17 protein-coding genes and 1 pseudogene are annotated in these 11,536 nt (G+C 70.1%); 7 read left to right on the forward strand and 11 right to left on the reverse strand.

Annotation, left to right across the window (positions count from 1 at the left end):
* The 5 genes and pseudogenes from VFO68_RS26775 to deoC all read right to left on the reverse strand — a co-directional run.
* Positions 1–624 (reverse strand): annotated as a pseudogene (locus tag VFO68_RS26775) (hypothetical protein); the annotation flags it as partial.
* Positions 621–956 carry a hypothetical protein gene (locus VFO68_RS26780; RefSeq protein ID WP_325161160.1) on the reverse strand — a complete coding sequence of 112 codons (336 nt, stop codon included), beginning with the start codon at positions 954–956 and terminating at the stop codon, positions 621–623. The pseudogene VFO68_RS26775 and the gene VFO68_RS26780, both read right to left, overlap by 4 nt.
* A gap of 81 nt (positions 957–1,037) precedes the next feature.
* The gene (locus VFO68_RS26785; RefSeq protein WP_325161161.1) at positions 1,038–1,904 is read right to left on the reverse strand and encodes an aldehyde dehydrogenase family protein; all 867 of its coding nucleotides are present in this window, start codon (positions 1,902–1,904) and stop codon (positions 1,038–1,040) included.
* Positions 1,897–3,336, reverse strand: coding sequence for an aldehyde dehydrogenase family protein (locus tag VFO68_RS26790; protein ID WP_325161162.1), 1,440 nt, complete (start codon positions 3,334–3,336; stop codon positions 1,897–1,899). Before VFO68_RS26790 ends, VFO68_RS26785 begins: the two co-directional genes overlap by 8 nt.
* Before the next feature lie 2 nt (positions 3,337–3,338).
* Positions 3,339–4,313: a deoxyribose-phosphate aldolase gene (gene deoC / locus VFO68_RS26795; protein ID WP_325161163.1), complete on the reverse strand. Its 975-nt coding sequence runs from the start codon at positions 4,311–4,313 to the stop codon at positions 3,339–3,341.
* A gap of 132 nt (positions 4,314–4,445) precedes the next feature.
* Here deoC and VFO68_RS26800 point away from each other — a divergent pair, with 132 nt between their 5' ends.
* Both VFO68_RS26800 and VFO68_RS26805 read left to right on the forward strand, forming a co-directional pair.
* Positions 4,446–5,390 carry an alpha/beta hydrolase gene (locus VFO68_RS26800; RefSeq protein ID WP_325161164.1) on the forward strand — a complete coding sequence of 315 codons (945 nt, stop codon included), beginning with the start codon at positions 4,446–4,448 and terminating at the stop codon, positions 5,388–5,390.
* Entirely contained in the window at positions 5,302–5,880 is a 579-nt protein-coding gene (locus tag VFO68_RS26805) for a TetR/AcrR family transcriptional regulator (protein ID WP_325161165.1), read from the forward strand. Before VFO68_RS26800 ends, VFO68_RS26805 begins: the two co-directional genes overlap by 89 nt.
* A gap of 1 nt (position 5,881) precedes the next feature.
* Here the strand turns inward: VFO68_RS26805 and VFO68_RS26810 are convergent, their stop codons facing one another.
* From VFO68_RS26810 to VFO68_RS26825, 4 genes are read right to left on the reverse strand one after another with little or no spacing between them, the layout of a single operon-like run.
* A complete protein-coding gene (locus VFO68_RS26810) occupies positions 5,882–6,541 on the reverse strand; it encodes a DUF1707 SHOCT-like domain-containing protein (protein ID WP_325161166.1) in 660 nt (219 codons plus the stop codon).
* 18 nt (positions 6,542–6,559) lie between these two features.
* The gene (locus tag VFO68_RS26815; RefSeq protein ID WP_325161167.1) at positions 6,560–6,889 is read right to left on the reverse strand and encodes a nuclear transport factor 2 family protein; all 330 of its coding nucleotides are present in this window, start codon (positions 6,887–6,889) and stop codon (positions 6,560–6,562) included.
* 4 nt (positions 6,890–6,893) lie between these two features.
* Positions 6,894–7,067: a DUF397 domain-containing protein gene (locus tag VFO68_RS26820; RefSeq protein ID WP_325161168.1), complete on the reverse strand. Its 174-nt coding sequence runs from the start codon at positions 7,065–7,067 to the stop codon at positions 6,894–6,896.
* The gene (locus VFO68_RS26825; protein ID WP_325161169.1) at positions 7,064–7,924 is read right to left on the reverse strand and encodes a helix-turn-helix transcriptional regulator; all 861 of its coding nucleotides are present in this window, start codon (positions 7,922–7,924) and stop codon (positions 7,064–7,066) included. Before VFO68_RS26825 ends, VFO68_RS26820 begins: the two co-directional genes overlap by 4 nt.
* A gap of 83 nt (positions 7,925–8,007) precedes the next feature.
* Between VFO68_RS26825 and VFO68_RS26830 the strand changes: the two genes are divergently transcribed.
* Positions 8,008–8,256, forward strand: a complete 249-nt coding sequence (locus tag VFO68_RS26830; RefSeq protein ID WP_325161170.1) for a hypothetical protein — start codon at positions 8,008–8,010, stop codon at positions 8,254–8,256.
* A 2-nt stretch (positions 8,257–8,258) separates the two neighbouring features.
* On the opposite strand, the gene VFO68_RS26835 is transcribed toward VFO68_RS26830, so the two are convergent.
* Positions 8,259–8,942 carry a maleylpyruvate isomerase family mycothiol-dependent enzyme gene (locus tag VFO68_RS26835; protein WP_325161171.1) on the reverse strand — a complete coding sequence of 228 codons (684 nt, stop codon included), beginning with the start codon at positions 8,940–8,942 and terminating at the stop codon, positions 8,259–8,261.
* A 48-nt stretch (positions 8,943–8,990) separates the two neighbouring features.
* Here VFO68_RS26835 and upp point away from each other — a divergent pair, with 48 nt between their 5' ends.
* Positions 8,991–9,614: a uracil phosphoribosyltransferase gene (gene upp, locus VFO68_RS26840; RefSeq protein ID WP_325161172.1), complete on the forward strand. Its 624-nt coding sequence runs from the start codon at positions 8,991–8,993 to the stop codon at positions 9,612–9,614.
* Positions 9,615–9,759: 145 nt separating this feature from the next.
* On the opposite strand, the gene VFO68_RS26845 is transcribed toward upp, so the two are convergent.
* Positions 9,760–10,350 carry a TetR/AcrR family transcriptional regulator gene (locus VFO68_RS26845; RefSeq protein WP_325161173.1) on the reverse strand — a complete coding sequence of 197 codons (591 nt, stop codon included), beginning with the start codon at positions 10,348–10,350 and terminating at the stop codon, positions 9,760–9,762.
* 78 nt (positions 10,351–10,428) lie between these two features.
* On the opposite strand from VFO68_RS26845, the gene VFO68_RS26850 reads away from it, so the two are divergent.
* From VFO68_RS26850 to VFO68_RS26860, 3 genes are read left to right on the forward strand one after another with little or no spacing between them, the layout of a single operon-like run.
* Entirely contained in the window at positions 10,429–10,629 is a 201-nt protein-coding gene (locus VFO68_RS26850) for a ribbon-helix-helix protein, CopG family (RefSeq protein WP_325161174.1), read from the forward strand.
* 7 nt (positions 10,630–10,636) lie between these two features.
* On the forward strand, positions 10,637–11,026 hold the full coding sequence (locus tag VFO68_RS26855; protein WP_325161175.1) for a type II toxin-antitoxin system death-on-curing family toxin: 390 nt from the start codon (positions 10,637–10,639) through the stop codon (positions 11,024–11,026).
* Between the two features lie 44 nt (positions 11,027–11,070).
* Entirely contained in the window at positions 11,071–11,469 is a 399-nt protein-coding gene (locus VFO68_RS26860; RefSeq protein ID WP_325161176.1) for a MerR family transcriptional regulator, read from the forward strand.
* Positions 11,470–11,536 lie beyond the last annotated feature (67 nt).

Raw genomic sequence — 11,536 nt, forward strand, 5'->3', positions numbered from 1 at the left:
CTGCCCGCCGTTGCCGGTGGGGTCGGCCAGGGCCGGGGTGGTGACGCCGTCGACCGGCGGGCCGAGCTGCCCACCGAGCCCGCCGAGCGCGCCGGCGTCCACCGGGGTCATGCCGTTGAGCTGACCGATCAGCGGGGTGAGCTGGTCGCGGACGCGCTGCAGCGCCTCGCCGGTCTTGGTGGTGTACTCGTCGGCCAGCGAGCGCACGTTGGCGACGGCCTGGATGGCCCGGCCGTTGTCCCCGCTCGCGGCCGCCGTCTGGGCCGCCTCCAGCATCGGCGTGGCCCGCCCGATGAACTCGGTGATCAGGTTGTCGATCGCGGTGCGCCCGCTGGTGACCGCCGAGGTCGCGGTGCTGGCCACGGTGCTCGCGGTGGTGCTGTTGGCCGACAGCGCCGTCATCGCGTTCTTGACCTTGCCGGCCCGCTCCTGGAACACCCCGGCCTGCTGGCCGTACCAGCCGCCGAGCGCGGTGCGGACCAGCGCCTCGTGGTCGCCGCCGAGATCGCCGATCGTGGTGCTGGCCCGCCCGAACGAGTCGGCGGCCGCGCTGCCGCTGCCGGTGTCGCCGTCGAGCTTGGCCCGGTGCTCGCGCATCGGGCGGGTGTAGGTCTCGATGCTCATGAGACCTGCCCCGCCTGCCGGAGGTTGACCGCCGACTGGGCCTCGTCCTCCTGGTAGCCGGCCAGGCCGGTGCCGACCGAGTGGGCCAGCGCGGCGATCCCGTCGGCGACCGCCTTAACCCCGTCGAGTTGGGCCTGGGCCGCGGTACGGAACGCGCCGGACAGGCCGACCTCGGCGCCGAGCTTGCCGAACACGTCGTCCGGCAGGGCATCCACCCCGCTCAACGTGCTCGTGCCGACCGTCCGCACGTCCTGCGCCAGTTGGCCTGCCCCCGTCTGGTACCCCGCCAGCGCCTGCTCGTCGACCTCGATGCGGTTCGTCTCGCCCGCCATCCGCCCTCACCCCAAGCCATGCCTCGACCGCTGTTGCCAGCCTGCCCTATGACGGGCCGGCCGCGCGGCAAGTTCCCCCGATCAGACGCCCATCGGATGCCAGACGGTCTTGTGCTCGAGGAAGGCCCGAAGCCGCGCGACGTCGGGCTGCCTGGTCCAGTCCGGCTCACCGGCCGGCGCCCGGAGCACCCGCTTGACGGTGCCGGCGGCGGAGCGTTCCAGGTCGGTCCGCAGCGCCTCCGGCGCTCCGGTGAGGTCGAGGGCGTTCACGTCGGCGTGCGAGGCGAGCCATGGCGCCAGTTCGGCGGTGCGGCCGGTCAGGATGTTGACCACGCCGCCCGGCACGTCGGAGGTGGCCAGCACCTCGGACAGGGTGATCGCCGGCAGCGGACGCTCCTGGCTGGTCACCACGACGGCGGTGTTGCCGGTGGCGATCACCGGGGCGAGCACGCTGACCAGGCCGAGCAGCGAGGACGCCTGCGGGGCGAGCACCCCGACCACGCCGGTCGGCTCCGGCACCGAGAACGAGAAGTACGGTCCGGCCACCGGGTTCGAGGCGCCGAGCACGGTGGCGATCTTGTCGGACCAGCCGGCGTACCAGACCCAGCGGTCCACCGCAGCGTCCACAATGGCCCCGGCGCGCTTGGCCTGTCCGCTCTCGCAGGCGGAGATCTCGGCGACGAACTGGTCGCGGCGGCCCTCGAGCAGTTCTGCCACCCGGTAGAGCACCTGGCCGCGGTTGTACGCGGTGGCGCCGGCCCATCCCGGGAAGGCCTTGCGGGCGGCGCCGACCGCGTCCCGAACGTCCTTTCTGGACGCCTGCGCGGCGTTGGCCAGAAAGCCCTTCTTGCTGTCCTGCACCGGATACGAGCGACCCGACTCGGACCGGGGGAACGCGCCGCCGATGTAGAGCTTGTAGGTCTTGGCCACGGAAAGTCGGTCAGACATCGAGATATGCCTCCAGCCCGGTGCGGCCACCCTCACGGCCGAAGCCCGACTCCTGGTAACCGCCGAACGGGGCGGTGGGATCGAAGCGGTTGAACGTGTTGGCCCACACCACACCGGCGCGCAGCCGCTGCGCCATCCACAGGATGCGCGAGCCCTTGTCGGTCCAGATGCCGGCGGACAGGCCGTAGGGCGTGTTGTTCGCCTTGGCCACGGCCTCGTCCGGGGTGCGGAAGGTGAGCACCGACAGCACCGGGCCGAAGATCTCCTCCCGGGCGATCCGCATCGCCTGGCTGACCCCGGCGAACACCGTGGGAGCGAAGAAGAACCCCTTGTCCGGCAACGGGCACGGGCTGGTCCACCGGCTCGCGCCCTCCTCCTCGCCGGAGGAAACCAGCTCGCGGATCTTGGTCAGCTGCTCCTTGGAGTTGATCGCGCCGACGTCGGTGTTCTTGTCCAGCGGGTCGCCGATGCGCAGCGTGGACACCCGGGTGTGCAGCTTGTCCAGCAGTTCGTCGGCCACCGACTCCTGCACCAGCAGCCGCGACCCGGCGCAGCACACGTGGCCCTGGTTGAAGAAGATCCCGTTGACGATGCCCTCGACGGCCTGGTCCAGCGGGGCGTCCTCGAACACCACGTTGGCCGCCTTGCCACCCAGCTCCAGGGTGAGCTTCTTGCCGCTGCCGGCCAGCGAACGCTGGATCAGCTTGCCGACCTCGGTCGATCCGGTGAACGCGACCTTGTTGACGCCGGCGTGGTTGACCAGTTCGGCGCCGACGTCACCGGCCCCGGGCAGGATGTTCACCACGCCGGGCGGCAGGTCGGCCTGCGCGACGATCTCGGCGAGCACCAGCGCGGTCAGCGGGGTGGTCTCGGCCGGCTTGAGCACCACGGTGTTGCCGCAGGCCAGCGCGGGCGCGATCTTCCAGGCGGCCATCAGCAGCGGGAAGTTCCACGGGATCACCTGGCCGGCGACGCCGAGCGGGCGCGGGTCCGGGCCCAGGCCGGCGTAGCCGAGCTTGTCGGCCCAACCGGCGTGGTAGAAGAAGTGCGCGGCGGCCAGCGGGATGTCGACGTCCCGCGACTCCTTGATCGGCTTGCCGTTGTCCAGGCTCTCCAGCACGGCCAGCTCACGGGCGCGTTCCTGGATCATCCGCGCGATCCGGTAGATGTACTTCGCGCGTTCGGCGCCGGGCATCTTGCCCCAGACCCGTTCGTAGGCGCGGCGGGCCGCCTGCACCGCGGTGTCCACATCGGACGGTGCGGCGGTGCTCACCTCCGCGAGCACCTCCTCGGTGCCCGGGTTGATGGTCTTGAGCGGCTCGCCCGCGCCCTCGACGAACTTGCCGTCGACGAACATCCGGTAGTCGGCCTTGAGGTTGGCGATGTCCCGGGACTCGGGAGCCGGGGCGTACTCCCAGGTAGGGGTACTCATGATCAGTCCACCGTCACATAGTCCGGGCCGCTGTAGTGCCCTTCGAGTTGGGTCCTTCGCTGCATCAGCAGGTCGTTGAGCAGGCTCGACGCGCCGATGCGGAACAGGTTGGGGGACAACCACTCCGGTCCGGCCACCTCGTGCACGGCGACCAGGTAGCGGATGGCGTCCTTGGTGTTGCGGATGCCGCCTGCAGGTTTGACGCCGCGCAGTTCGCCGGTCGCGGTGTGCCAGTCGCGCACGGCCTGCAGCATCACGTGCGTCACCGGCAGGGTGGCGGCCGGGGACACCTTGCCGGTCGAGGTCTTGATGAAGTCTCCGCCGGCCAGCAGGGCGAGCCAGGAGGCGCGCCGCACGTTGTCGTAGGTGACCAGTTCGCCGGTCTCCAGGATCACCTTGAGGTGCGTGCTGCCACAGGCCGCCTTGATCGCCTTGATCTCGTCGAACACCTGCCCGTACCGGCCGGACAGGAACGCGCCGCGGTCGATCACCATGTCGATCTCGGTGGCGCCGGCCTCGACCGCGGACTCGGTGTCGGCGATCTTGACCGCGAGGCTGGCCCGCCCGGACGGGAAGGCCGTCGCCACGCTGGCGATGTTGATCTGGGTCCCGCGCAGGGCGTCCACCGCGGTCGGAACCAGGTCCGGGTAGACGCACACGGCGGCGACCTGGGGGACTTCGGACCGTTCCGGATCCGGCCGGCGGGCCTTGGCGCACAGCGAGCGGACCTTGCCGACCGTGTCCGCGCCCTCCAGCGTGGTCAGGTCGATCATGGTGATCGCGGTGTCGATCGCCCACAGCTTGGATGCTTTCTTGATGCTGCGGGTGGCCAGGCCCGCCGCGCGTTGCTCGACGCCGACCTGGTCGACCCCGGGCAGCCCGAGCAGAAACCGGCGCAGCGACGTCTCGTCGCGGGTGGCGTCGGCCAGGCCGGGCGGTAGCCCCTGGTCCGACCCCGTCGTCGTTGGAACGGCCATGGCGCTGAGTCTAGGCCGCTCCGCAGAGCCCGCCGCGACCTGGGTTTTTGGCCTCCGCGGAGGGTCGAGTCAGTGATCGCGCTGCGCTACTCGCACTAGACATACATACGGTATGTATGTTTTTCTCTGGGCATGGCGATCAGTGGTGAGTTGGGGGATGAGCGGTCGGTCGAGTTGTCCGGAGGCGTGATCCGCTACCGGGAACGCGGGGAGGGACCGGCGATCGTGTTCGTGCACGGGTTGCTGGTGAACGGCGATCTGTGGCGCAAGGTGGTGCCGAGGTTGGCCGCGACGCATCGGTGTGTCACGCCGGACTGGCCGCTGGGAGCGCATGCGGAGCCGATGCGGCCGGGGGCGGATCTCAGTCCGGTCGGGGTGGCCAGGCTGGTCGGCGAGTTTCTGGCGGCGTTGGACCTGCGGGACGTGACGGTGGTCGCGAACGACACCGGCGGGGCGATCACGCAGATCCTGATGACCAGGTGGCCGGAGCGGATCGGGCGGGTGGTGCTGACGCCGTCGGACTGCTTCGAGCGGTTCTTCCCGCCGCCGTTCAGCACCTTGCCCCGGCTGCTGAGGATCCCGGGGATGACGTGGCTGCTGTCTCGGGTCGGGCAGCTCCACCCGTTGCATCGCACGCCGTTGGTGTTCGGGCTGGTCACGCGGCGGGCGATCCCGCGCGAGATCGTGCGGTCCTACCTGGGGCCGATGCGGCGCAGTGCGGGCGTGCGGCACGACCTGCGGCGGTTCGTGACCGGGGTGCACCGCAGGTACACGCTGGCCGCCGCCGAGCGGCTGCCCGCGTTCGACCGGCCGGTGCTGCTGGCCTGGGCGAGCGAGGACCGGCTGTTCCCGCTGGCGCTGGCCCGGCGGCTCGCCGCGGTGCTGCCGAACGCTCGGCTGGTCGAGATCCCGGACAGCTATACCTTTGTGCCCGAGGACCAGCCGGACCGGCTCGTGGAGCTGATCGGCGCGACGACGGCGGGAGGCTTTGCTGAGCGGCACCCCACGCACCCAGCAGGACCGGTCGAGGACCACCCGGGCGGCGCTGATCTCGACGGCTCGCCGGCTGTTCGCTGAGCGCGGGTACGCCGCTGTCTCCGCCGGCGACGTGGTGACCGCGACCGGGCTCACCCGTGGCGCGCTGCACCACCATTTCGGGGACAAGGCGGGGCTGTTCCGCGCGGTGTTCGAGCGGGTGGAGGCGGAGCTGGGCGCCGAGCTGGAAGTCGCGGTCGGCGCCGGTGGAGTGGCCGCCGGCGTCGGCGCGTTCCTCGACATCTGCCAGCGGCCCGAGGTCGTGCGGATCGCGCTCACCGACGCGCCGGTGGTGCTGGGCTGGCAGACCTGGCGGGCGATCGAGGCCGAGCACGGGCTCGGGCTGATCGTCGGCGTGATCGAGCAGGCGATGGCGGACGGCGCGGAGCTGCCCCGGCCGCCGGAGCTGCTGGCTCAGCTTGTGCTCAGCGTGCTCATCGAAGCGGCGCTGCTGATCGCGAGCGGCACACCCCGGGAGTCGGTGGAACCGGCGCTGCTCACGATGTTGGCCGGGCTGTTCGGCGCCCGGTAGGTCAGGACTCGAGCTGGGGGCGGTCGGGCGCCGGTTCGACCGCCTTGTTCTTGGACTTCTTGTGCTTGGGGCGGCGGACTTCCACGCCGCCCCAGAAGGCGAAACCGGTGATCTTGACGACCGGGCTGCCGGGCGGGCCGATGACGCCGGCGTTGTCCTCGAAGGCGCCCATGAAGCCGATGCCGGTGACGTGCACGGTGACGTCGTCCGGGACGATGATCTCGATGCCGCCCATGGTGGCGAACGCCTGGATGGTGGTTTCCGTGTCCTCGAACCGGGCGTCGGTGAGGTCGATCTGGACGCCACCCATCAGCGCGAAGGCGGTGAACGTCGGGGGCACGGTCCACGCGCCCTTGCGGGTGGCGCCGGCCATGATCGCGATCGCCACCGAGGACGAGCCGCGGCCCCCCACCCGGGCGGGGACGACGGCCGCCTGCTGCGGGACCGGCGCGAGGGCCTGTCCGACCGGGAGGTCGCGGGTCAGCGGGACCAGGTCGCCGAGGGTCTTGGCGGCGTAGACGTGGTCGAGCCGTTCCTCGAGTTCGGTGACGGTCAACCTGCCCTCGGCCATCGCGTCGTGCAGGATCTTGGCGATGCGCTCCCGGTCCGCGTTGGAGGCACGCATGTCGTGCGGTTCGGGCACAGCTGGCAGGTCACTCACACGGGCGAGAGTAGCGCGTCAGCTGGTGAGACTGATGACGTTGTGTGCCACCAGGCCGTCGCGCATGGTCAGGCGGAACCGTCCGCCGCCCATTCCCTCGGTGTCCCAGCGGTAGGCGACCTCGTGCACGTCGCCGGAGCTGCGGCAGTCGGTCATGGTGATGGTGTCGTCCGGGGGCGCGGAGCGGTACCCGGCCTCGATCTCGGCGCGGCCGCGCATGGCGGGGACGGGGACGTCGGAGAACTCGATCACCGCGTCGTCGGTGAACCAGCGGGCGAACTTCCCCCAGTCACCACTGGAGACGGCCTCGTTGAACCGGTCGACGAAGTCGGCGACGGTCTGATCCATTGGCTCAGTCAAGCACGGCCAGAAACGCCGACCAAGCAACACGCGGGAAGGCCAAGGTCGGCCCCGGAACATTCTTCGAATCCCGCACGGCGACAACGGGCGCGATGCGAGCGACCTCCACGCAGTCGCTGCCACTGCCACTGCGGCTGCTCTTTCGCCACACAGTGGGGTTGTTCATGGCGTGCTCCTCAACTCGCGTTCCAGGTCGGCAATGAGCCGGCGGGATTCATCCGGTGCCAGAGCCAATGCAATCAGGTGGCGCACGGCAAGCCTAGTTGACCGGATATGGGGTTCCTCGCTGAGGAACGCGCCGGCACGACGTGCCTCCAGATGCACAACACTGCGTCCATCGGCCAAGTCGAGGACAACGAGCGGGCCATCCAGCCCGGGGGTCGCTCCGGCTGCGAATGGGAGCACCTGCACCGAGATGTTGGGCCGCTCCGAACAGGTGTGGAGGTGCTGCAACTGGCGTTGCATCACACCCGGCTCGCCGATCGGCCGGCGCAGCACCATCTCATCGAGGATCGCGTGCAGGGTCGGAGCGCCGCGTTTGGTCAGGGCAGTTTGCCGGGCCATCCGAGTTGCGACCAGGGCGGTCACTGTCGGTTCGGGCATCTCGCGGTTGGTGCCGGTGATTACCGCCGTGGCGTATTCAGGAGTCTGGAGCAGGCCAGGCACCAGGAGCGGTTGGAAGTTCACGATGGCGATGGCCTCGGACTCCAGGGCGATGAGGTCGCGCCATTCGGTGGGGAGATCAGAGGGCTTGAGTTGCCACCAATTGGGTTCCGCGCCATTCCGCACCAGTGCCAGCAACTCCTCCCGGCGCTTTGTCGGCACGCGGTAGAGGCCGAGCATGGCCGCCACATCATCTGCGTAGAGGCCGCGTTCGCCCGTTTCCATCCGGCTGATCTTCGTGATCGACGTCCCCAATGCCCTGGCCACGTCGGCACAGGTCAGACCCGCATCCCGGCGCAGCTCCCGCAACTCCGCCGACACCCGGCGCTGGCGGACCGGCACGCCCCGTCGCTTCCTCATGCCGCAAGCATCGGGTTTTGCCACCGGGTCACTGAAGTGCCGGCAGTTTGCGCGCCCCGCCGGCACCGAGCGACCGTTCGGCAATGAAGCACATCTGGCGAGTCGAAGGCGCCTACCTCGAATGGGAAATGATCGTCCGGGTGCGGCCCGCGAAACAGCCGCCCAGAAGGCTGATCCTGCGCGATCAGGACGAGGCGATCTGCCGGCTGAAACGCCTCGGGCACCTGTTCCACGACCTGGTCAACCTGCACGAGTACAGCCTCGAGTTCGGCGACCGCTCCCGGGCCGGCCTGCGCGAACTGACCGTCACCAGCGGCACCGACCCGAACTGACCTCAGTCCACCAGATCCGTCTCGGTCGGACCCATCACCGGTAACCGGTCGGCGAACCGGCCCGGCGACCCGGTCCAGTCCCACGCCTCGATCTGCGCCCGGCTGCGCCGGCCGAACACCGCCCGGCTCAGCTCGTAGGTGTCCACCCGAACCGTGGCCCGCGCGTCGCCGGACCCCAGCCGGTACTCGCGGTCCGGCGTGATCACCGTGTACCCGCCCAGGTCCTCGAAGTCCTCGGCCACCCGGGGCAGCACCGAGTCGGTGATCGCCAGCGCGACCTCGGCGGGCGGCCGGATCAGGCCGAGCGCACCGCGCAGGTCGGCCTCGTGCGTTCCGGCGTCCAGGTACGGGTTGCGGACGATGAAGCTCGGGTGCTCGGCCCGCCGGGCGATCTCGTCCCACTCCGGGCCGGACCGCTCCCACTCGGCGATCAACTCGTCCACCCCGCGTCCCTCGCGGGCGGCGATGTGCGCCGCGGTCCACGTCTCGCCCGGCGCGCCCGCCAGGTCGCCATTGATCACGTCGGTGCTCACGCCGACCAGGTGGGCGAGCAACTGGCGCACCGTCCACCGCGGACAGGCGGGAACGGTCGTGTCCAACTGCTCCTTGTCGAGCTGGCCGGCCAGTTCGATGATCCGCTCGCGAGCCTCGCGGTAGAGGGTCGCACTGACCTCGGGTTCGACCATGGCGCTAGTGGTACACCGGCCCGGGCCCGACCGCTAGCGTGTCGCCTCATGGATGTGCTGACCGTTGACCACCCCCTGGCCAGGGCTCGACTGACCGTGATGCGTGACGCCAGGACGGACAACGCGACCTTCCGGGCCGCGCTGCACGAACTGACCACGATGCTGATCTACGAGGCGATGCGCGACGCCCCCATGCGCACCGAGCGCATTCACACACCGGTGGCCCGGGCCGAGGGCTACTGGCTGGCCAACCCGCCGCTGCTGGTGCCGGTGCTGCGGGCCGGGCTGGGCATGGCCGACCAGGCGCACCAGCTCATCCCGGAGTCCAGGATGGGCTTCGTCGGGCTGGCCCGGGACGAGGAGACGCTGCAGCCCACCCCGTACATGGAGTCGCTGCCGGAGAACCTGTCCAACACCCCGGTGTTCGTGCTGGACCCGATGCTGGCCACCGGCGGGTCGATGGAGTACACGATCCGGCTGCTCACCAGCCGGGGCGCCACCGACGTCACCGCCGTGTGCGCGCTGGCGGCACCGGAGGGGATCAAGCACCTGTCCGAGGCCGGCCTGCCGGTCCGGCTGGTGACCGCCAGCGTGGACGAGCGGCTCAACGACTCCGGCTACATCGTCCCCGGCCTTGGTGACGCCGGCGACCGCCAGTACGGCGCGGTCTAGACGCCTGTCCGGCGGATCTTTGTGGGGTAGTGCGTGCCCGACGACGGCTACCTCAGGGACCGTGACGGCGCCCAGCCACCCGCCCACCCGATATCCGCATCATTCGCCGGAACGCAACGACCGCATTGAAATCCGGAGAGGCGGATCAGGCGCGCCAACCGGCGAGGTTCGCGCGCAGGGTGCGCTCGTAGACAGCGTCGGTGTCGTCCTCGCCGGGGGCGTAGCCGTTGAGCTCCAGCGACACCATCCCGTGCGCCAGACCCCAACACGACATCACCACCGTGGTGTCCGGCACCTGCCGGAACAGCCCCGCCGCGATCCCGGCCCGGACCGCCTCGATCAGCGGGCTGAGCGCGGCGAACGCCTCCTGGCCGACCTGCTCGTCCGGTTCGAAGCCGGGCACCACGTTGGCGAACATGATCGGGTACAGGTGCGGGTCGGCGAGCGCGCTGCGCCGGTAGGCAAGGCCGAGCTGGATCAGGTCCTCGCCGGGGTCGTCGGTGCGCGGCACCGCGCGCAGGTGCGAGCCGAACCGGTGAAACGCCTCGACGAACAGTTCCCGTACCAGCGCGGGCTTTCCGCCGAACAGCGAGTACACGGCGGTGGTCGAGGTGCCGACGTCGGCAGCCAGCCGGCGCAGGCTCAGGGCCCCGGCGCCCTCGGTCGACAGCAGCACTCCGGCCCGGTCGAGCAGGCGCGTGCGTAACGCATCGTCGTGCGTCCGCGGCCTTGGCACCCCGGTAGGTTACCGCTGTAACGCTGTTACGATTTGTTGGCTCGGTGGTAGCACGGAGGTATCATCGGTTTCATGGCCATGACTCTTCGATTGACCCACGAGGAGAACGAGCGGCTCTCCGAGCTCGCCGCCGCCGAGGGCCGGTCAAAGCACGAGGTGATGCGGCTGGCCCTGGCCGACCGCTGGGCGAGGTTGCACAAGGAGCAACAACTCGCCGAGATCCTCGGGCGGGTGCTGCCCCGCTACCGCCGGCTCCTCGACAAAATCGGTACGGCATGATCTCTGAGTGATCGCCTACCTGGACGCCAGTGACCTTCTCGTACTGGCGGCCGCCGTCACCGGCGGCGACCTGGTGGTGCGTGACCTCGGGCTGCTGGACTCCGCGGCACACCGGCCGCGGGCCACGGTGTTAGGCGTGGAGGCATACGACACGCTGTGGCTGAAGGCTGCCGCCCTGCTGGACTCGATCGTGCGCACCCGGCCGCTGGTCGAGGGAAACTGGCGGTTGGGCTGGGTGGCCGCGGTGACGTTGTGCGACATGAACGGCTGGTGGATCGACGCCGACGAGGACGAGGCGCTGGAGATCGTCCGTGAGCTCGGCCGCGGCAACATCGACGTGCCCGGCATGGCGGCGCACCTGGAGTCCTGGGGCCTTCCGAAGGAAAGCGATCTCTGATTCGAGTTGACCTGGAGTGCACTCCAGCTTCTAACGTCGTAGGGGTGACTTACGCGATCGCCGAGGCGGCCCAGCAGAGTGGGCTGTCGATCGACACCCTCAGGTACTACGAACGCATCGAGCTGATCGACCCGCCGGCCCGGGACTCGGGTGGGCGCCGGGCGTACTCCGACGAGGATCTCGCCTGGCTGGGGTTCCTGACCAAACTCCGCACCACCGGCATGCCGATCCGGCTGATGCGGGAGTACGCCAAGCTGCGGCACCACGGCCTCGCCTCCACCGGACGGCGCAAGAAGATCCTGATCGAGCACCGCGCCGACGTGCTCGCCCGGATCGCCGAGCTGCAGGCCTGTCTGGAAGTGCTGCACTACAAGATCGCCAACTACGAGCAGTGCGAGCGCGACCTGGACGCGGCGACCAGTCTGGAGGTGGCATCCGCATGACGTTGCCGACCCGCCAACTGGGTGGACTCACGGTGAGCGCCCAGGGCCTGGGCTGCATGGGCATGAG

Source organism: Actinophytocola sp. (genome assembly GCF_035712165.1).
In the GTDB taxonomy this organism is placed as follows: domain Bacteria; phylum Actinomycetota; class Actinomycetes; order Mycobacteriales; family Pseudonocardiaceae; genus DASYTH01.

What these genes read in the sequence shown, in the direction of transcription:
- VFO68_RS26780 (WP_325161160.1), bottom strand. Translation starts at nt 956, where the DNA reads ATGGCGGGCGAGACGAACCGCATCGAGGTCGACGAGCAGGCGCTGGCG.
- VFO68_RS26785 (WP_325161161.1), bottom strand. Translation starts at nt 1,904, where the DNA reads ATGTCTGACCGACTTTCCGTGGCCAAGACCTACAAGCTCTACATCGGC.
- VFO68_RS26790 (WP_325161162.1), bottom strand. Translation starts at nt 3,336, where the DNA reads ATGAGTACCCCTACCTGGGAGTACGCCCCGGCTCCCGAGTCCCGGGAC.
- deoC (WP_325161163.1), bottom strand. Translation starts at nt 4,313, where the DNA reads ATGGCCGTTCCAACGACGACGGGGTCGGACCAGGGGCTACCGCCCGGC.
- VFO68_RS26800 (WP_325161164.1), top strand. Translation starts at nt 4,446, where the DNA reads ATGGCGATCAGTGGTGAGTTGGGGGATGAGCGGTCGGTCGAGTTGTCC.
- VFO68_RS26815 (WP_325161167.1), bottom strand. Translation starts at nt 6,889, where the DNA reads ATGGATCAGACCGTCGCCGACTTCGTCGACCGGTTCAACGAGGCCGTC.
- VFO68_RS26820 (WP_325161168.1), bottom strand. Translation starts at nt 7,067, where the DNA reads ATGAACAACCCCACTGTGTGGCGAAAGAGCAGCCGCAGTGGCAGTGGC.
- VFO68_RS26825 (WP_325161169.1), bottom strand. Translation starts at nt 7,924, where the DNA reads ATGAGGAAGCGACGGGGCGTGCCGGTCCGCCAGCGCCGGGTGTCGGCG.
- VFO68_RS26830 (WP_325161170.1), top strand. Translation starts at nt 8,008, where the DNA reads ATGAAGCACATCTGGCGAGTCGAAGGCGCCTACCTCGAATGGGAAATG.
- VFO68_RS26835 (WP_325161171.1), bottom strand. Translation starts at nt 8,942, where the DNA reads ATGGTCGAACCCGAGGTCAGTGCGACCCTCTACCGCGAGGCTCGCGAG.
- upp (WP_325161172.1), top strand. Translation starts at nt 8,991, where the DNA reads ATGGATGTGCTGACCGTTGACCACCCCCTGGCCAGGGCTCGACTGACC.
- VFO68_RS26850 (WP_325161174.1), top strand. Translation starts at nt 10,429, where the DNA reads ATGACTCTTCGATTGACCCACGAGGAGAACGAGCGGCTCTCCGAGCTC.